Source organism: Halococcus salifodinae DSM 8989 (genome assembly GCF_000336935.1).
GTDB lineage: Archaea > Halobacteriota > Halobacteria > Halobacteriales > Halococcaceae > Halococcus > Halococcus salifodinae.
This window is the reverse complement of the sequence record NZ_AOME01000074.1, coordinates 32,116-51,183: the sequence shown is the minus strand read 5'-3', so window position 1 is coordinate 51,183 and position 19,068 is coordinate 32,116. Positions and strand designations below refer to the sequence as shown.

General features: G+C 64.3%; 16 protein-coding genes, 1 tRNA gene and 1 pseudogene. 11 read left to right on the top strand and 7 right to left on the bottom strand.

Annotated features, from left to right (window positions below; genetic code table 11):
- The first annotated feature begins 128 nt into the window (after positions 1–128).
- Positions 129–551: a type IV pilin N-terminal domain-containing protein gene (locus C450_RS14985; protein WP_241430411.1), complete on the top strand. Its 423-nt coding sequence runs from the start codon at positions 129–131 to the stop codon at positions 549–551.
- 118 nt (positions 552–669) lie between these two features.
- On the opposite strand, the gene C450_RS14980 is transcribed toward C450_RS14985, so the two are convergent.
- Positions 670–1,113, bottom strand: a complete 444-nt coding sequence (locus tag C450_RS14980) for an SHOCT domain-containing protein (RefSeq protein WP_005044805.1) — start codon at positions 1,111–1,113, stop codon at positions 670–672.
- A gap of 137 nt (positions 1,114–1,250) precedes the next feature.
- On the opposite strand from C450_RS14980, the gene hpt reads away from it, so the two are divergent.
- Positions 1,251–1,820 (top strand): hypoxanthine/guanine phosphoribosyltransferase, encoded by a 570-nt coding sequence (gene hpt, locus C450_RS14975; RefSeq protein ID WP_005044803.1) that lies wholly within the window; start codon positions 1,251–1,253, stop codon positions 1,818–1,820.
- A gap of 106 nt (positions 1,821–1,926) precedes the next feature.
- Here the strand turns inward: hpt and C450_RS14970 are convergent, their stop codons facing one another.
- The 5 genes from C450_RS14970 to C450_RS14950 all read right to left on the bottom strand — a co-directional run bounded on the left by C450_RS14970 (position 1,927) and on the right by C450_RS14950 (position 8,507).
- Positions 1,927–3,273, bottom strand: a complete 1,347-nt coding sequence (locus C450_RS14970; RefSeq protein WP_005044801.1) for an ABC transporter ATP-binding protein — start codon at positions 3,271–3,273, stop codon at positions 1,927–1,929.
- The gene (locus C450_RS14965) at positions 3,266–4,312 is read right to left on the bottom strand and encodes an ABC transporter ATP-binding protein (RefSeq protein ID WP_005044799.1); all 1,047 of its coding nucleotides are present in this window, start codon (positions 4,310–4,312) and stop codon (positions 3,266–3,268) included. Before C450_RS14965 ends, C450_RS14970 begins: the two co-directional genes overlap by 8 nt.
- The gene (locus C450_RS14960) at positions 4,309–5,499 is read right to left on the bottom strand and encodes an ABC transporter permease (RefSeq protein WP_005044798.1); all 1,191 of its coding nucleotides are present in this window, start codon (positions 5,497–5,499) and stop codon (positions 4,309–4,311) included. Before C450_RS14960 ends, C450_RS14965 begins: the two co-directional genes overlap by 4 nt.
- Positions 5,499–6,482 (bottom strand): ABC transporter permease, encoded by a 984-nt coding sequence (locus tag C450_RS14955; protein WP_005044797.1) that lies wholly within the window; start codon positions 6,480–6,482, stop codon positions 5,499–5,501. Before C450_RS14955 ends, C450_RS14960 begins: the two co-directional genes overlap by 1 nt.
- 66 nt (positions 6,483–6,548) lie before the next feature.
- Positions 6,549–8,507, bottom strand: coding sequence for an ABC transporter substrate-binding protein (locus C450_RS14950; protein ID WP_005044795.1), 1,959 nt, complete (start codon positions 8,505–8,507; stop codon positions 6,549–6,551).
- A gap of 161 nt (positions 8,508–8,668) precedes the next feature.
- Here C450_RS14950 and C450_RS14945 point away from each other — a divergent pair, with 161 nt between their 5' ends.
- The 4 genes from C450_RS14945 (at position 8,669) to C450_RS14925 (ending at position 11,850) form a co-directional block, all read left to right on the top strand.
- Positions 8,669–9,361 carry a type 1 glutamine amidotransferase domain-containing protein gene (locus C450_RS14945; protein WP_005044793.1) on the top strand — a complete coding sequence of 231 codons (693 nt, stop codon included), beginning with the start codon at positions 8,669–8,671 and terminating at the stop codon, positions 9,359–9,361.
- 541 nt (positions 9,362–9,902) lie between these two features.
- A complete protein-coding gene (locus tag C450_RS14935) occupies positions 9,903–10,421 on the top strand; it encodes a transcription factor TFIIE subunit alpha (protein ID WP_005044788.1) in 519 nt (172 codons plus the stop codon).
- Complete coding sequence (locus C450_RS14930) at positions 10,421–11,086, top strand: DUF2110 family protein (protein WP_005044786.1); 666 nt, start codon at positions 10,421–10,423, stop codon at positions 11,084–11,086. Before C450_RS14935 ends, C450_RS14930 begins: the two co-directional genes overlap by 1 nt.
- Positions 11,083–11,850: a DUF5803 family protein gene (locus C450_RS14925; protein ID WP_005044784.1), complete on the top strand. Its 768-nt coding sequence runs from the start codon at positions 11,083–11,085 to the stop codon at positions 11,848–11,850. The genes C450_RS14930 and C450_RS14925 overlap by 4 nt, the downstream gene beginning before the upstream one ends.
- A 404-nt stretch (positions 11,851–12,254) precedes the next feature.
- On the opposite strand, the gene C450_RS14920 is transcribed toward C450_RS14925, so the two are convergent.
- Positions 12,255–14,636 carry a DUF2298 domain-containing protein gene (locus C450_RS14920; RefSeq protein WP_005044782.1) on the bottom strand — a complete coding sequence of 794 codons (2,382 nt, stop codon included), beginning with the start codon at positions 14,634–14,636 and terminating at the stop codon, positions 12,255–12,257.
- Between the two features lie 118 nt (positions 14,637–14,754).
- On the opposite strand from C450_RS14920, the gene C450_RS14915 reads away from it, so the two are divergent.
- From C450_RS14915 to C450_RS14895, 5 genes and pseudogenes are all read left to right on the top strand, one after another.
- Entirely contained in the window at positions 14,755–15,531 is a 777-nt protein-coding gene (locus C450_RS14915; protein WP_005044780.1) for a glycosyltransferase, read from the top strand.
- Positions 15,528–16,040, top strand: a complete 513-nt coding sequence (locus C450_RS14910) for a GtrA family protein (RefSeq protein WP_005044778.1) — start codon at positions 15,528–15,530, stop codon at positions 16,038–16,040. Before C450_RS14915 ends, C450_RS14910 begins: the two co-directional genes overlap by 4 nt.
- Before the next feature lie 39 nt (positions 16,041–16,079).
- Positions 16,080–16,154 (top strand) — tRNA-Met (locus C450_RS14905).
- A 1,006-nt stretch (positions 16,155–17,160) separates the two neighbouring features.
- Positions 17,161–18,288: a methyltransferase gene (locus C450_RS14900; RefSeq protein ID WP_005044776.1), complete on the top strand. Its 1,128-nt coding sequence runs from the start codon at positions 17,161–17,163 to the stop codon at positions 18,286–18,288.
- 195 nt (positions 18,289–18,483) lie between these two features.
- Positions 18,484–19,068, top strand: a pseudogene (locus C450_RS14895) (IS6 family transposase).

Genomic DNA, 19,068 nt, shown 5'->3' with positions numbered 1-19,068 from the left:
CCACCGGGCGAAATATTATATAGGATATTGCGCAACTCGTGGCCCACACCAGCGCGAAACGAACTCCGGCGGCGGCAGCAGCCGAACGGTTGGAACGCGTCGAGAGCCGCCGAGTCCGTGGCTGGTGGGTGAGCGAAACCAAAATGAGAGAACGAATCAACGAACTTCGATCGGATTCACGTGCAGTCAGCCCAGTCATCGGTGTCGTCCTGATGATCGCTGTGGTCGTCATCCTCGCCGCCGTGGTGGGCGCGTTCGCCACTGGCGTTTTCGGGAATCAGCAGGATGCACCACAAGCCACCTTCACCTATGATAGTGGTACGATAACGATGGGCGGAGGAGACACGCTAAACGGCGCAAATATCTACACTGTCGTGGACGGCACTCGACAGGACGCTGTGGGCGGCGATGAAATCACGGCTGGTGCTCAGATTGCGACTGGTCTGAGTCCCAGCGAATCTGTGAGCGTTGTTTACGATGACGATGAGGGTAACTCGGCGACGCTCTTCAGCACCGATGTGAGTGGCGGCGGCAACAACCAAAACTCCTAACTAAGCCGTTCTCGCTTCCCTCATCTGGAGTGAGCTGAACGACGCGGTGCAATTCCCATTTTTCGGCGGCGATAACGGACAGCTGGCGAACCAAGGAGGGCCGAACCGATCGTCTGCACTACTCCCGCAATCGCTCGCGTTCGCGATACTGATCCTCGACGGTTTCGATGGACTCGGTATCGAGGAGTCGCTCGACTTTTCGCTCGAACTGTTCGTCGGTGAGCTCGCCGCGGGCGTAGCGGTTTCTGAGCGTTTCGAGGGCGTCTTGGTTGTCGGTCTCCGGTGGGTCACTGGACGATTCGTCGGCCGTCCAGCCACCACCGGTCCAGCTGTCCTCCCAGTACTCCTCGTCCGTCCAGTCCTCGTCGGCGTGTTCCTCCCAGTCCTCGTCGTCGCCGAACAGCATCGAGACGACCGGGACGACGACGATGTAACCGAACAGCAGCGCCGCGAGCCACCAGCCCTGACCGGTGAGCATGGCCGCGAGCCAGACCCCCGTCACCACCGTCGAGGCGATCCCCGTGGCGTTCTGTCGGAACCGCTCGCGTGGCGTCGTGGCCATATGATCGAGGGTTGACGAGCGGGCGGTAAAAACCCATCTCTCGATGGGGCCAGGCGTCGATACTACCGATGGGTTAGCGAGCGTGGCGCACGACCGACGACCGTCAAGTTTTACCGACGAGTCGGTGTATCGGCAGCATGAATCAGCTTCGGGACTCGCTGCTCGACGCGCCGATCATCGAGAAGGAAGGGTATCACTACTTCGTCCATCCGATCAGTGACGGCGTCCCGATGCTCGAACCCGAACTCCTGCGCGAGATCGTCATCAAGATCATCCGGAAGGCCGCGCTCGAAGACGTCGACAAGATCGTGACACCCGCCGCGATGGGCATCCACATCTCCACGGCGACCTCGCTGATGACCGACATCCCGCTCGTGGTGGTCCGCAAGCGCCAGTACGGGCTGGATGGTGAGGTCGCGCTCTCGCAGGTCACGGGCTACTCCGAAAACGAAATGTACGTCAACGACGTCGACGCGGGCGATCGGGTCCTCCTGCTCGACGACGTGCTTTCTACTGGGGGGACGCTCCGCGGGATCACCGGCGCGCTGGAGGAGATCGGCGCGGAGATCGTCGACGTCGTCGCAGTCATCAAGAAAGAAGGCGGCGGCAACGAACTCGACGACAGTCCGTACGACGTGAAGACCCTGATCAACGTCGACGTCGAGGATCAGGAAGTCGTCATCACCGATCCCCACGGCGACGGCTGAGGCCCCGATCGTACGGGATCGATCGATGCCGGTCTCTCGTTTTCGAGCAGCGACGGCGGACCCCTCGTTCGGTCGAAGGAGTTCGACGAACCGCCGGCGGTGATCGTCAGTCGGCCCGGAGGTCCGCGACGTCCTGCAACGGTGCCTCGTTCTCGGTGAGGAAACACGAGGCCTGGTGGTTCGTCCCGCGGTCGGTCAGTTCGGGTTTCGATTCCTCACAGGGCGTGGTGAACGTCGAGAGCAGCTCGCCCGCCCGATCGCGGTCGCCCGCGACGAGCCGATCGAGCGCCTCGGCGAGCGTGTCCTCGGCCGACCGATCCGAGAGCGTCTCGGGGAGGTCGAACTCCGTCCGGAGTTCGCGTTCGAGCTTCGCGTCGGAGACCGTATCCTCGCCGTCGCTGTCGGTGTCGAGCGCGCGTCGCGTCTTCGCGACGTCGACGCTACCCTCGACGACGCGATCCCGGAACGTCAACAGCGCCCGCCAGTGTGACTGTTCGAGATCGTACTCGTCGGGCTGTATCACCCGGTGACACCGCGTGTGGAACCGACAGCCGTCGGGCGGATCGGTCGGACTCGGTACCTTCCCTTTCAGTTCGATGTCCTCGCGGGTGTTCCGGGGGTCCGGGGTCGGGATCGCCGAGAGCAACGCCTCGGTGTAGGGGTGTTGGGGGTCCGCGAAGATCTCCTCGGTCGACGCGATCTCGACGATCTCGCCGAGATACATCACCGCAACCCGGTCACAGACGTCCCGAATGACCGAGAGATCGTGACTGATGAACAGCACCGAGAGACCGTACTTCTCCTGGAGGTCGTTGACCAGCGAGAGGATCTCCGCCCGAATGGAGACGTCGAGCGCGCTCACCGGCTCGTCGGCGATCATGAGATCGGGGTTGAGCACCAGCGCCCGCGCGAGCGCGATGCGCTGTTTCTGACCGCCCGAGAACTCGTGGGGGTAGCGATCGTAGTCGTCCGCCGAGAGGCCGACGTCTTCGAGCAGATTTCCGACGATCGCCCGGCGGCGCTGTTTGTCGGTCATCCCGTGGACTTCGAGGAGTTCGGCGATCGACGCCCCGATGGTCTGTCGCGGATCGAAACTCGACGACGGGTCCTGGAAGATCATCTGGGCGTCCCGGCGAAACGCCTTGAGCTGCCTGTCGTCGAACTCCGTGACGTCGTTCGTCGCAGGCTCGTCCCCGGAAGTCCGGCTGTCGTCGTATCCCTCGCCGTTGAACAGCACCTCACCGCTGGTCGGCTCCTCCAGCCGGATGATCGACGACGCGGCGGTCGACTTCCCACAGCCGGACTCGCCGACCAGCCCGAGCGTCTCGCCCTGTCCGATGTCGAAACTGATCCCGTCGACGGCGCGGGCGGCCCCGACCTGCTGCGAGAGGACGCCTTCCTTGATCGGGTAGTGTTTCTTCAGGTTGCGGACCGAGAGCAGCGGGTCAGTCATCCGCCAACCCTCCTGGCGAGTTCGACCAGCCGCCATCGTCGTCCTCGCCCGTGATCACCGACGCGTCGCGCCCGCCGTAGTAGTACACACACGAGACGCTGTGACTCGCCGAAAGCTCCGCCTCCTCTGGCTGATCACCCTGTGTACACTCGTCGACGGCGTACTCACACCGGGGTGCGAACCGGCAGCCGTCGGGCGGATCGGTCGGGTTCGGTAGCGTGCCCTCGATCCCGCCCGCGGCGCGGTCCCCGCCGGGGAGACAGTCCATCAAGGCGCGGGTGTACGGATGCGAGGGCGACTCGAAGATCTCGTAGACGTCGCCGCGCTCCATCACTTTCCCCGCGTACATCACGACGACTCGGTCCGCGATCTCGGCCACGACCCCGAGGTCGTGGGTGACAAAGAGGACGCTCATCCCGAACTCTTCTTGGAGATCGTCGAGCAGCCGGAGGATCTGGGCCTGCACGGTCACGTCGAGCGCCGTCGTTGGCTCGTCGGCGATGAGCAGGTCGGGGTTCGTGACTAGCGCCATCGCGATCATGACGCGCTGTTTCTGGCCGCCCGAGAACTCGTGGGGGTAGTCGTCGAGCCGGGCGGCCGCGTTGGCGACGCCGACCCGGTTGAGCAGATCGACCGCGCGCTCGCGGGCCGCCTCGCTGGAGACGTTCTCGTGGACCTGCACCGCCTCGGTGATCTGCCACCCCACGGTGTAGCAGTGATTCAGCGCATCCTGTGGGTTCTGGAAGATGTGGGCGATGTTCTGCCCCCGGATCTCCCGGAGTTCGGACTCGCTCATCGACGCGATGTCGCGGCCCTCGAACCGGACCGTGCCGTCGACCGTACCGGGCGGCGACGGGATCAGGCGCGTGATCGATTCGCTCGCGACGGTCTTTCCAGACCCACTCTCGCCGACGATACAGACCGTCTCGCCGCGGTTGACGTCGAAACTGATCCCGTCGACGGCGGTGAGGAGTCCGGCGTCGGTCTCGAAGGTCGTGGTGAGGTTCTCGATCGAGAGGAGTGGTGTGTCCGTTGTCATCTTTCAGCCTCCGCCTGGGTTTCTGGGTCGATCGCGTCGAGCACGGCGTCGCCAAGGAAGTTGAAGGCGAGAATGGTGAAGAACAGCACGAAGCCGGGCATCAGGGTGATCCACGGCGCAAAAGAGAGATCACCGCGTCCGGCGGCGATCAGCTGGCCCCACGAGGGGACCGTCGAATCGCCGAGGCCGAGGAAGGCGAGCTGGGCCTCAAACAACAAGAATCCCGGAATCAGTAGCGTGAGGTCCGTGATCCAGCTGCTCGCGGTGTTCGGGATAATGTGGCGGCGGATGACCTGATAGGTGCTCGCGCCGCTGAGCTGGACCGCCTTGATGTACTCCTCCTGGCTCTTCGCGAGCGCGTTGCTCCGCACGTACCGCGCAGTTCCTTCCCACGCGAACAGCCCGAACAGGAGGATGAAGAGAGTCAGACTCCCGCCGAAGATGTAGAGGATGAGCAAGTAGAGGATGAACGTCGGGAACGACTGCTGGATGTCGACGTATCGCATCAACACCTCGTCGACGAGGCCGCCCATGTACGCGGCGGTGGTCCCGACCGCGGTGCCGATGGTCAAGACCATCAGCGTGGCGATGAACGCGATCTTCATCGTGATCTGCATCCCGTAGACGATCATCTTGAAGATGTCACGGCCGTTCTGGGTAGTGCCTAGCGGGTACTGCCACGTCCCCTGACACGCACCGTCGACGATCGGGCCGGCGCAGTTGATGACGTACTGACGGCTGATCTCGAAGCCGACCGGTGGCTGATACTTCGTGAACAGTTGGACCTCCGGTGCCGAGATGAACAGCGGTCCGAGAAGCCCGCCGACGAAGACAGCAGCGAGGAAGACGAGGCTGAGAACCGCGGGACGATTTTTCCGGAACTGTTGCCAGTAGTACCGCGTCATCCGGGCGTTCTGGTACAGCGGCAACACGCCGTAGAACCCGAACAGGACGATCGAGATCGCGAACAGCCAGTCGAGGCCGGTGACGTCGTAGTTCCAGCCGATCGCCGCGAACGTCGGGGTGTCGCCCGGCACGACGAACAGGTCGTACAGGATCAGCGCGAAGATCGCGCCGAGGACGGCAGCGACGCCCTTGAAGTTCGCCGAGAACGCGCGGCTGCTCCCGCCGGCGACGTCGTTCCAGTCCACCGAGTCGAATCGTTGTGAAGGTTCGTCAGTAGCCATTATCGATCATCGAAGTCGATCCGTGGGTCGAGCACGGTGTATGTGAGGTCTTGAACGAGGTTCGCGATCGTGGCAACGAACGTGAAGAACAACACGAACCCCAGCACGACGCTCGTGTCCTGTGCGATGAGTGCACGGTAGCTCAGCCGACCGATCCCGGGGATCCCGAAGACGATCTCGACGAGCAACGACGACCCGGTGAACAGCGCCAACAGCTGGCTGACCATCGTCGTCGACAGCGGCACCATCGTCGGCCGGAGGACGTGTCGCGCGTAGATCCTGAGCTTCGAAACGCCCTTCGCGTTCGCAGTCTTCACGAAGTCCGCGTTCATGAACGCGGCCGACTCGTTGCGCGAGATGCGCATGATCCCGCCGATGGAGCCGGTCACCAGCACGAACACGGGTATCGCGAGCTGTCTGGCGTTCTCGAGGCTGAACACCGGCACGCCGGTGTTGTATATCACCGGGATCCACCCGAGTTCGACGCCGAAGATCAGCAGGAGGATGATCCCGAAGAAGAAGTTCGGAATCGCGTACCCGAAGAAGGCAAAGCCCGTCGCCAGGTGATCCTTCCAGCTGTACTGGTTGGCCGAGGAGTACAGCCCCACGATCGGGCCGATGACGATCACCAGCAGCGTCCACGGGATCGAGTACTGTGCCGTGTAGTACAGCGCCCCGAGGATCGCCTGGATCACCGGCTGACTCCGGGTTTCCGACCAGCCCCAATCGAGGGTGTAGACGCTGGTGACGTAGTCGATGTAGCGCTGGTAGAGTGGGGCATCGAGTCCGCGGAGCTGGCGTGCTCGCTCCGCAGCCTCCTGTGCTGCCGCCGGATCGCCGCCCTGAAGCGCGACCTGAGTCGCTGCCTGAGCGATCTCGGGGTTGGGTGCGGCGGCCAACAGCGCCCACGTTATCGAGACGATGATGAACGTGACGATGAAAGACCAGCCGACCCGGCGTGTGATATACCATCCTAGTCCCATAGTGAGGGTGTCTCGTACATTGATTGAAAGATCGTCGAGTGGGAGTCTGCGATCGGGGTCGCTACGTCAGCCGTTGCGGTGCCACGTCGAGAAGTCCCAGCCGCTGAAGAAGTTCTCCTGTGGGCCGTCGATTCCCGTCGCGTAGCCGGTCGTGGCCGCGGGGAACGCGAGCATCCCCATCGGCTGGTCCTCGGAGATCTTCGCGAAGATCTCGTTGAAGATAGGCTGGAGTTCCTCCTCGCTCGTCGCGCTGCTGGCCTGTTCGAACAGTTCGCTGGCGTTCCAAGAGGGGTAGTAGCCGTACGGGTTGTACGCCGAGTCCTTCTGGAAGAACACGTTCGCGGTGGTGGGGTTGAGCGGATAGGTGTTGAGACCGAAGACCACCGACATGTCCCACGGGTTGGCGCTCGTGACTTCGCGCGGCCCCGCGTTGTTCGCCCCCGCACTCCACTCGTACTGGTCGGGGTTGTCCGGGATCTGCTGTTGCCAGTACTCCCGCGAGAACTGGGCACCCTGGATCGCCGAAACGCTGACGTTGATGCCGGCGTTCTGCTTGAACTCCTGGGCGATGAAGTCGGCCATCGACCGCTCGGTGGGCTGGCCGGCGCTGTGATAGAGGGTGAGGTTCACCGTCTCGCCGCTCGGGTTCTTCAACATTCCGCCGCTGTAGCCGTAGTCCGTGTCCGAGATGGCTTCCTTGATGCGACTCTGGGTTGCCTCCGGGCCGTACAGATCGCCCGTCCCGAACTCCATGATGTTGCTCGTGTCGTCGGGGTACCACTTCGACCACTGGGGCTGCCACGTGTACTCGACATCGGCGAACCCACGGAAAACGCCCTTGACGAGGCGCTGTTTGTTGACGGCACAGCCGAGACCCTGCCGGAACTTCTTCTTCCGGAAGAGGTTGCCCGGCCCCGCGTTCCAGCCGTTGTCGCGCATGTTGTACACGCAGACCTCGTTGTACGGCTGCGGGATGACGTAGACGTCGGTCCGTTCGAGGTTGCGGAACTTCGAGACCCGGTTCGGCGGCACTGCCGCCGAGTCGGTCTCACCGGCTTCGAGCGCGGCGAGTCGGGACTGCTCTTCTTGGACGATCTGAACTTCGAGCGTGTCGAAGTACGGTGCCTTGCTGAACTGCTCGGGCACGCCTTCGGCATCCCGGAGATAGTAGTTCTCGTTTCGTTTGAAGGTGAGGCTGCTCGAACGGTTCCGGCTGTCAAGGGTGTACGCCCCCATGTTCCCGGCGAACCCTAGCCCGAGAAGCTCCTGCTCTTTCCGGAGTCCGTCGGCGTTCTGCTCCTCGACGTAGGGCTGCATCAACTCCTTCGGGATGGGGTACAGCAGCGGGTCGTACGTCTCGGGATACAGCGCGTTCGGGTTCGGGAGTTCGATCTGGAACTCGTAGTCGCCCGTCGCCTCGACGTTGACCTCGCTCGGCCACGACGAGGCGTCCGCGGTCGCGGCCCACTCGCTCTGGTGGAGCTGAGTGACCTGATAGACGAAGTCCTCCGCGGTGACCTCGCCGTAGTCGCCACCGAACTCGAGGTTCTCACGGAGTTTCGCGACCCACACGTTCCCCTTGTCCGTCGTCATGTCGTACAGCTGTTGGAAGTACTCCGTGCCCGGTTTGAAGCCGTACGGATAATCGAGCGCGTAGCCGATCAGGTCGCCAGCACCGTCTTCCGTGTTGTACAGTGGGTTCAGCGTCTCCGGCGAGGAGGACACGACCGTGCTGTACGTCCCGCCAACCTCGGGGACACCACCGCTGGAGGTTCCGCCGCTCTGGTTGCCGGACTCGTTCCCGCCGCCGAGCGCCGAGCCGTTCGTCGCGTTGGAGGGCTGACTGCCGTTCGATCCGTTGCCACCACCGGATTGGTCGGTGCCGTTGCCACCGCCGCTACCGTTACTACCGCCACTACAGCCGGCCAGTCCGGCAGCACCAGCGACACCGATCGCCTTGAGCCAACTGCGTCGATCGATTCGTTTGTGTTTCTCGTCACCACGTCGTGCGGGGCCCTGTGACATACGTACCTTTAACAGATATTGACCCTTATTGTTCTTGTGGATGCGGATGATGGGGTTATTTGTCGTGGGAATATTCTCTCGGTGACCAATGAGTCACACGAATGGCTGGCGTTTTTCCGGTATCCGGGAGTCTTTTTGATTACGTGGCCGTATCTAGGCTGATGGCAACTGCACTGTTCGTCGTCAGCGAGGAGGGCTACTGGGGCGAGGAATGTATCGAGCCGCTCACCAGCCTCTCGGATGCAGGCGTCGACGTCACCGTGGCCACGCCGAGCGGCGCTCCACCGGAAATCGACGAGCGATCGGTCGACCCCGACGAGGTCGGCGAGGAGACCGCCGAACACGTCATGGACGTCCACGAGAACGACGATCGACTCAACGATCCGATCCCGGTCGCCACCGCCGACGCCGACGACTACGATACGGTGGTGTTCCCCGGCGGTCACGGCACCGAGTGGGATATCAACCAGGACCGCCACGCCCGCACGCTGCTAGCCGAGACGGTCGCCGGCGACGATGGCACGGCGCTCGTGGTCTGTCACGCCATCGGCATCCTCGCGTTCACGTGGGACGAGGGTGGCGAGCGGATCGTCGACGGTCGAAACGTCACCGGCTTCCCGAACGAATGGGAGGAGGGTATCGTCGACGAGCACGACAGAATGCCCGACGGGCGGAAGCTCCCCTACTGGGTCGAGGACGAAGTCCGCGCGGCGGGCGCAAACTGGGACGCCGAACTCGACGCCGACACGAGCGTCACCGTCGACGGCGATCTCGTCACCGCCCGCGGTCCCGGCTCGTCGGCCGCGGCCGCCGAGACGCTCCTCGACGAACTGGCTATCGACGGATCTGCCTGAGCGGTCGAACGCTCCTTAGCCTTCAGAATCGAACTACTGCTGGCGGTGCTGCTGGCTGGTTTGCGGTCGAGTGGACTGCTGGGGAGTCGACTGTCGGTCGCCTCGCTGTTTGACAATCGCTTGCTGGTCGCCCCGCCGTTGGGTTTGCCCGACGTAGGCGAAACTCCCCAACGGGAAAAGCCGGTTTCGTCCCCGTTCTCGGTTTTCGTGATGAGGCCGTGCTCACGGAGTTCGAACTCGGTACACTGCCGAATGACGCTGTCGTTGGCGTCGGCGACGGTCAGTTCCACCATGTCCCCACACAGCGCCAGCACCGATACACGGTTGTCGTCAGTCGAGAACACCGGACGATCTGGACGTGTATCACGAACGCCCGCTCTGGCCCCGTCCGCACCGGTTCTGTCCGTGCCGGTCCTGCCCGCACCGATTCCGTCTGCGCTGGTTCCGCGCTCGTCGCCGCCGATCGTGTCGCCGGTTGGGGACAGCGCAGCCGCACCCGACGAACGATGGGTTTACACGCCGGCATGCCCGAAGACGGGTAATGGCGTTCGAGGAACTCCTCGAGGATCCGGTGGTACAGACGTACCTCCACGAGCTCGTCGGCCCGCGCGGGATGCCCGTCGCCGCTGCGCCGCCCGACGGCGAAGTGACCGACGAAGAGCTCGCCGAGGACCTCGGACTCGAACTCAACGACGTCCGGCGAGCGCTCTTTATTCTCTACGAGAACGATCTCGCGAGCTATCGTCGGCTCCGTGACGAGGACTCGGGCTGGCTCACGTACCTCTGGACGTTCGAGTACGAGTCGATCCCCGGTAATCTCCAGGACGAGATGGGGCGGCTGCTCGAAGCCCTAGAGGTGCGTCGGGAGTACGAACGCGACAACGAGTTCTACCTGTGTGAGGTCGACTCGCTCCGGTTCGAGTTCGGCGAGGCGATGGAGTTCGGGTTCGAGTGTCCCCAGTGTGGCTCCGAACTCGAATCGATGGAGAACGATCGGCTGATCGACGCGATGGACGAACGCATCGACGATCTCCGCGACACACTCACCATCCCTGCCTAATGGTCGTTCTTGCCACGAAATGTTACGTCGGAGGTGACGCCCGCGAGCGTGCGCTCACCGGACTGGGCTCGCTCGTCGACAACGCGATCGGCGAACTCGACGTCGCGTACGAGGTCGGCGTCCGCCACGACGACTTCCCGTCGGTGACCGTCGAGGGCGAGGACAAGGTTGCCGCACGGAACGTCCTCCGCGAGGAGTGGGGGGCGATCACGCCCGAGTTCGAGCCCGGCGAAACCTACACTGGGACCCTCGAATCGTGGGACGAGTCGGGATTCGTGCTTGATGCCGGTGAGGACATCCACGTGCCGGCCGACGAGATCGGGCTGGGTCAGGGGAGTCCCGAGCAGATCAGAACGCGGTACGGCCTCGTCCAGCATCTCCCGCTTCAGTTCGTCTACGGCGAGCCATCGCGGCTGGCCGACGACGAGCGCGATCGGCTGTACGACTGGACGCGCGGGGCCGGTCGGGTGAACGTCAACAGCGCGACCCGTGGAGAGGCGCGCGCGACCGTCAACCGCGCGGGCCACGCGAACGACATCGTAACCGTCGAGCGGATCGGGCTCCTCGAACAGAGCGTGATCTGTCGCGAGAACACCGATCCGCCGGGGCTGCTCGCGAGCATCGGTGGGTATCTGCCCGCCGAGCTCCTCTGTGTCGTGCCATGACGCGCCGGCGGCTGCTCGCGTTCGGGCTAGTGGTCGCGTTCGTCGCGCTGGCGGGCTGTTCGTCGGTCTTCGGTTCGGGTGGCGGGGACGCGGCCGCCAACGCGAGCTACGACTGGGAAACCAACGGGACGAACGCCACGATCAACGTCACCGGTGGACGCTACACAGCCGTCTATAACGTCTCGAACGAGTCGACGTTCCCGGTCTTCCAGCGCAACGAGCTCGGGCAGAACCAACCACTGCCGGTCTCCGCGCTCCAGTTCCAGTATCCGAACGGGACCGTCGTCACCCCGTCCGAATCGTCGGGGCTGAACGTCACGAGCGAGCGCGAGCGAGCGGTCATCAACCTCCCCGCGAAGAACGGGAAAGTCGCGTTCACCGCGTCGGCCCAGGGCAAGCGCTTGGGGACTCGGACGTTCGTCGAGGGAACGTACGAGGTCACGATCCCGAAGGGGATGCGGGTCGATTACGAGCCGCTCGCCCGCGTCTCGCCCGGCGGCTACACCGCCGATCGCACCGCCGATGATCGGGTTCGACTCACGTGGGAGAACGTCGATAGCAGCTCGGTCGTGGTGCGGTACTACCTCCAGCGCGATCTCTATCTCTTCATCGCTGGGGCGGCCGTACTGGTGCTCGTCGCGGCCGGCGGCGCACTCTACTACCTCCGGCAGATCAAGGAACTGGAGCGCCAGCGAAAGGACGTGGGACCGGACATCGACACCGGCAGCGTGGACGACGATGACGGTCCACCTGGATTCGGGTAGATCGCGCTCGTCACCGTTCATTCAGGGAGCGGTGGCGCGCGGGAACGCGTCGGGAGACGCGTGACTCGCGCGAGGTCTGCGCGAGCGGTGTGAGGCGTGAACGAAGTGAGCGTGGTTCGAGACGCCTTCGGCGTCTCGTCATTTCGGAAGACCGTCGGTCTTCCGACGAGTCGTCGAAGTGCTTTCGACACTTCGAGATCCCGAGAGAGCTTCGCTCTCTCGAACGACTTCGCTCTGACGGTGGATGACTGAGGGAGCGTAGCGAGCGAAGGAATCGGCTGGGAGGGAGTGGCCTGCGGCACTCGTTTGTCTCGGAACTCGCCCACGGCGCTCCGGCCATCGTTGGAACCCCTTCGACAGTACACCGTAGAATTTCGACGGCTGGCAGCGCGATCCGATGCCACTCAGGTCGGTAGCTCTTCGTGATCGACGCGGTAGATCGTCACGTCCTCGAACTCCCGAGCGACGCTGACGCCCTGGAGATCCGCGACCGAGATCGATCCGTACGCCGCGCGCTCGTTCGGCCCGATGTAGACGTACTGGACGTCGTACTCCGCGAGGAGTTCGGTCTGGACCGTGGGAGCGCCCTCGTAGATGGCCGCGACGTCCGCGACGCGCTCGTGGTAGGGGTCGGTCCCGCGATAGCCGACTTCGTGGTCCCAGCCGACGACCGTCGGCAGTCCCGTCAGACTGGAGGGTGCGTTCACCCAGCGGTAGGGCCGGAGAGTCCGCTCCTCGTTGCAGCCACACCCCGGGACCGAAACGATGTGGGGTTGGCCGGACCGGTTGTCGAGCCACGCGATGGCGGCCGCCTCGTCGGGGTGGGTCGCCGGGACGAACGCACGCGCGTCAAGCGTGGGGTCGTCGGCGCTCGTCATCGGGCTCTCACTGGTGAACTGATCGGTGAGCGCGAGGCCGCCGTAGATCGACGTCGAGAGGACGACCAGCGCGAGCAGCGCGCGACCGGCGACCCGCCATCGCCCCGCCATCGCGTCGGCAATCGTCCCTACGGGACGGGCGTCGACCAGCCACGCGGCCATCGCGCCCGCGGCAGTCGCGAAGAGCACCCAGACCTGCGCGTGCGTTTTGAACACCGTGTTGAACCGTCCCGGTCCCGCGTTCTCCTGGATGTAGACGAACTCGACCAGTAGGACGAGCCCTGCTCCGGCGACCAGCAGCACCGTCTCGTAGCCGACGGTTGGAACGAGTGAGTCGCCGGTAGCGACCCCGCCATCGGATTCGGCTGGGTGCTGTCGGCCGCTGTCGACGACCGTCGATCGAGCACCGCTCGATCCGGCGTTCCGTCGGGTGACGAGAACGAGCCAGCCGACGACCAGCAGCGGACCGAACACGCCGACAGCAGCCGCATCCGCGAGCAACGCGACCGCGATCAGGCCACCCGTCGCTGCGAGGGCTGCCAACTGGCTTCGTCGTGGGAGTTCCGAACGGGTGCGTGCGGCGAGGTACGGCACGAACACCAGGAGGAACGCACCGTAGACGAGCAGCAGCGGGCCGAGCGGGCTTCGGGCCGGAAGGAACGCCACCGCGCGGCCGCTCGCCGAACCGAGCCAGAACGGGACCGACCACACGAACCCGAGCACGAGGACGACCGCCGCGGCCGCGAGCGCGCTCACCGTCCTGCGAAGTTCCCGGCTGAGGCCGGTGTCGGTGGGCGAGCGCAAGCGACCCGCGATCCGCTTGGGAAACAGCGACACCGGATCGGCATCGGCGAACGTCAGCGCGAGCCACCCGATCCCGGCGACGGTCGGAAAGCTCCACGTGTTGACGACCGCGAGAAGACCTGCGAGCGGCGGCACAGCGCCAAACACGAAGAGTCGCCGTCGCCACACCGCGTCGGCAGGTGTCCGGTAGTACGCGAACCAGAGTCCCGCCGCGAGCAGGAGGAACGGCGTGCTCATCATGTGAGCGTGGAGATCGCCGTTGAGCCACGCGAAGAGTGGGAACTCGTTGACGGTGCCGGGAATGACGCGGCTCGCGTCCCAGTAGGTGAACGCCGTCGGTGACGCGGCGAGACCCCGAATTTCGACGCCGAGCCAGCCGGCGACCGATTCCGTCGCACCGTCGGGTAGCGCCCACAACACTGCCCGGCCAGCGGTTTCGAGGTTGCTCGCGAACCCGACGAGGAAGGCCGCGATCACACCCGCGGTGCGGGGTGATCGGTCGCGCTCGGCCGCGATCGCGCCCGCGAGCCCGTAGGCCGCGGTCACGACCATCGCGTAGAAGCCCGCGAGCGCGAGGTTGTACGCGTATCGGGGTTCGGTGAGCGTGAGCTTCGAGAGCAGCGTCGTGAGGAGATGGCCGCCGTAGTAGTAGCTGGCCGATTCGCCGGCGAACCAGACGTCCTCCGGTGGAAGGCGTGTCGTGCGCGAGAGCGACTTGAGGAGACCGAAATCAAGGAACTTCTCGCCACCGCCAGGGTGTACTGCTGGATCGACTGCCCGAGCTGCGATCATGAACAGAAAGGCGAGCCCGAACACCGCTATCGGGGCGAGCGCTCGCCGGCTGTAGATCTCGTCGCGATCGAGTCGTCGGAGCGCGATCGCCGACAGGCCCACGAGGACGGCGAGTCCGGCGACGAGGCCGAGGGTGAGCGAGAGATGACCAACCCAGTACGCCACGATGCCAACGATCGCAAGCGAGAGCGGCAACGCGAGGGCGGCCCCACGGTCGGGGAATCGGCGGAAACAGAGCGCGGCCAGCGGTGTGCCCGCCATGCCGAGGACGAGGAAGACGGCGAGCCACCGGACGACGAGACCGTACTCCATAGCCAAAGCCGGGAACCGGCGCATATTGCTCTTGTGGGATCGGCGAGCGACCAGATCGGAGACGAATCCGAGTCAGTGGTTCCGAACCCCTTTTGTCCGCGCCCGCGGAGGTGGCTCCATGCACCGGTCCGTCGGGGTCGTCGTGCCGGCCTACCGGCCCGACGTCGAGCGTCTCGCGACCTACGTCGCCGCGATCGACGAGCGCTGCGCCTCGACGACCATTCGGATCGAACTCGACGCGCCCCAGTCCGGGGTGGCCGAACGGCTCGCGGACCTCCCGGCGACCGTCGCTACGTCCCCCGATCGCCGGGGGAAGGGACGCGCGATCACCGCCGGATTCGAGGCACTCGACACCGACGTGCTCGTCTTCGCCGACGCCGACGGGAGCACGCCCGCCGACTCGCTCGCCGACGTGATCGCGCCAGTCGCGGCGGACGAAGCGGCGCTCGCGGTCGGCTCGCGTCGCCATCCCGATGCGACGATCGCACGCCACCGGACGTTCGCGCGCCGTCGGCTCGGCGATACGTTCGCATGGCTCGCCCGTCGTCTCGTCGATCCGCCGCTGTACGACTATCAGTGTGGCGCGAAGGCGATCTCGCGCGAGGCATGGACGACGATCCGCGAACACCTCTACGAGCCGGGGTTCGCGTGGGACATCGAGCTGGTGGCGATGGCCAACGCGTTCGGCTGTTCGATCCGAGAGGTCCCGATCACGTGGCACGACGAGCCCGACTCCACTGTGTCGCCCGTCGAAACGTCGCTCGCGCTCGCGAACGGCCTGCTCGCCGCCCGCCATCGTGCGGCGCTGGTCGCGGAGAGCTCACTTCACGACGCGATCGCCGCACGGCGCGAGGAGCCGACCGCGCTGGTCGACGCGGGCCGCCCCGATCGATGAGCGTGCGCTCGTTGCTGGCCGATCTCCAGGCATGGCTCGCGAACGGTCGAGTGACGAGACGATTTCTCGAACTGGTGTCGGCGGTGCGGTTCGGCAAGTTCGCCTCGGTCGGGGTCGTCGGCGCGCTGTTCGACGTGACGACCGCGACGGCGCTGCGCGAACTCGGCGTCTATCCCGAGGTCGCCGTCTTCGTCGGGATCGAGGTCTCGGTCGTCGTGATGTTCTTCCTCAACGATAACTGGACGTTCTCGGAGGAAGGGACGGGCGGCATTCGGCCGACGCTTCGACGGCTGGCCCGATCGAACCTCGTGCGTACCGGCGGTATTCTCGTCCAACTCGGCATGTTTCGACTGCTCTACCGGGCGATCGGGATCGACTTCGCCATCGCGGGCCTCGACGCCTGGTTCGTCGTTTCGAAGCTCGGCGGGATCGGCGCGGGCTTGCTTGTCAACTTCGTCGCCGAGAGCCTGTTCACGTGGCAGGTCCACACGGGGCCTGGCGAGGGATGAATCACAACCCTTAACCAACGGACAGCGATACGAAGAGGTAGCGGGATAGGATAGCCAGGAGATTCCGGCGGGCTCATAACCCGCAGACCGGTAGTTCAAATCTACCTCCCGCTATCCCACCTTTTGCTACGGTCGCTCTCTGCTCGCGGGCGCACGAGGCGGCGGAGCCGCCTCGAATCGCGGCGCGAAGCGCCGGCTGTAAGAGGTTCCTTCGGAACCTCTCTACTCGCAAAATCTGGACCAAAAGCCTTTGTCACCCCCTCCGGAAGAGCGAAGCTCTTCCGTGCTCTCGTTCGCTTCGCTCACGAGAACTTCGGGGGTTCCTCGGCCCACTCGCTCACTCGCGTTGCTCGTTCGCTCGTGGTGCGATCGATACGATTACCGCGACCTCACAGCTCCGCCTCAGTACTGCCAAAGCCCTCAGTCACTCACTCCGTTCCCGTGAGCCGAAGGCGAGCGGATGCTCGGAGTCGTTCGAAAGGCGCTTCGCGCCTTTCGTGATGACGAGGGAGCTTCGCTCCCTCGAACCACGCGCGAAGCGTGCTCCGGCGTTCGTTCCTTCGCCCTTCATCCACCAGGAGAGCGCAGCGACCGAGGTTCGCGTGGTTCAAATCCACTTCCCGTAACGATTTCCGAGGAGTAGCTCCGTAGACAGCAGAATTCAACGGAGAGACGATCGACTCGATCACGAATCTTTAGTAGGTGGGACAGAAATGCCGAAGCACGTTGGACAAGAGCTTCGGGCCGATCGTCGTTTCACAGTAGCGCACGTCATCGTGCGGCTGTGGGACAGGTTCGGCCGGCTCGCCAACTGTGGGCGGTTCGGCGACCCAACCGGCTTCACGACCGGCTGTGACCTCGCCGGGGCGTCACGCTGATTGGCACCTGGTTCGCGCGCTGCGCTCAGTCGTGCGTGAACCGTTTTCGTCGGTTCTCACTGCCACGAGCGCAGTGCGTGGGCTGCCTCGCTGTTCGATCACCCCTGAGCTGCCGAACCCACGCATATGCCAATCACGCCGTCGACGCGACCGTTCGACACCCAACAGCACCGTCTCTCCCTCGAACGACGAGTTGATCGAGGGCAATCCCCGGTTTCGCTATCGATTGGAGGGCGCTTTCGATGAAGCGCGCGCCCTACCAGTTGACCCTCGAATCGCGCGTTGCGGACGCGCGCCCAACGTACCGCTTCCACACCGCGGATGGCGTCCACTCGAAACGTTCGTTCCGGGACGCCGAACTCCTGCTAGTGGACGCGCTCTGGAACGCCGATCTCGGCCATCTCCTGAATCGCGCTGCGAACTACGGCGTGGTCGGGACCGTTCTCGCTGGTTGTGCAACCGCCGTCCACATGGTGGAATCGAGTGCTCGTGCGGCACAGCTCTGCGAACGAAACGCGGCCGAGAACGGTGCCGATGCAGCGATCACGCTCAACGCCGACGTCACCGTCCTCAATGAGACGTTCGATACGGTCGCATACGCCCCGAAGCCCTATACGCCGATTTCGGTCGGAAAACAACGTCTCGTCGACTCTCTCGCCATGCTGCGACTCGGTGGAACCCTCTATCTGGCGGCCTCGAAACGCTCCGGCCTCGCGCGCTACGAGGCGTGTCTCCAGGAGGTGGCTGCGACTGTCGAACGGGTCGCCGACCGCAACGGCTGTGCGCTTCTCGCGGCGACTCTCTCACCGTCGTTCGAGCCGCCGACGTACGTCTCGCCGCGAACGATTCATCCGAAAGTGAACGGGACGGCACTCTCGCTCGTCACCGTCCCGGGTCTGTTCTCGGCCGACAAACTGGACGACGGGACACGCCTCCTTCTCGAAACGGCAACGATCGAGGACGGCGAAACGGTGTTGGACCTCTGCTGTGGCTACGGTGCGATCGGGGCGTACGCTGGCCGGGTGGCGGACTGTGAGGTCTGGCTCAGTGACGACGACTGCGTTGCAACATCGTGCGCGGAGCGCAGCCTCCGCGCGTCCCAGGTGGACGGAACCGTCGTCACTGCCGATGGCGTTGCAGGCATCGCCCACCGGACGTTCGACAGCGTGCTCTGCAATCCCCCGACACACGCCGGTCACGGTGTGCTCTCGGAGCTGTTCGCCGGGATACACGGTGTTCTCGCTGCCGACGGCAGCCTGACGATCGTACACCATCGCGAACTCGACCTCCGGAACCATCTTTCCCGCTACGGAACAGTCGAAAGACGCCGAACGGGAACCGATCACGTCGTACTGAGCGCGACCGCCTGACTGGCGACGATTCGGCCAAACGGTCGATGATGAACCGATGCTGTATCCGTCCGGAACATGTAGAACCTTTACCACGACGGCTCTCGTCGGCGGTGTTCAGATACGGCTGAACAGTGAGGCGCGGTGTGATTTCAGTGATTCATGCGGAAATCCACCCGCCTCAACGGTTGTTTGGACGGGATCGAGTGAGGTTTTGTGAAGCGAGAAGCGACGCCGCGGCTGTTGATGAAGCTGAGTATTTCAGTTGCACCTCGCCGGTCTTTCGCTTTTAAATACTATCTCGATTCTCGACGTTTTCGGTGTTAGTCGCGCTCGATCCACGATCAATAACTGGGTTCACGAGGCGGAGTTACAGCCAGAGTCCGGCAAGACGCCGGACTACGTCGCGGTCGACGAGACCGCGATCCGACTCGACGACGAGCGCTACTGGCTCTACGCTGCGGTCGATCCCGAGTCGTACGAACTGCTGCACACGAAGCTTGAAACGACCATAAACAACGCTCTCGCTCATGGCTTCTCCGCCGAACTCCGTCAGAAGCACCACGTCGACGACGCCACGTTTCTCGTCGACGGCGCGACACCGCTACACGAAGCCTGCCGCCGCCGCCATGGTCTCGATTTCCGCGACGAACAGCATGGAAATCGTAACGCCGTCGAACGTGTCTTCCGCGAGGGAAAACGACGATCTCCTCGTTCTCGAACTGTTTCAGCCACGCCGATCCAGCAACTGCCGACGAGTGGTTGCGATCGTTCGCCGTCGCATGGAATCTGCGTATCTGA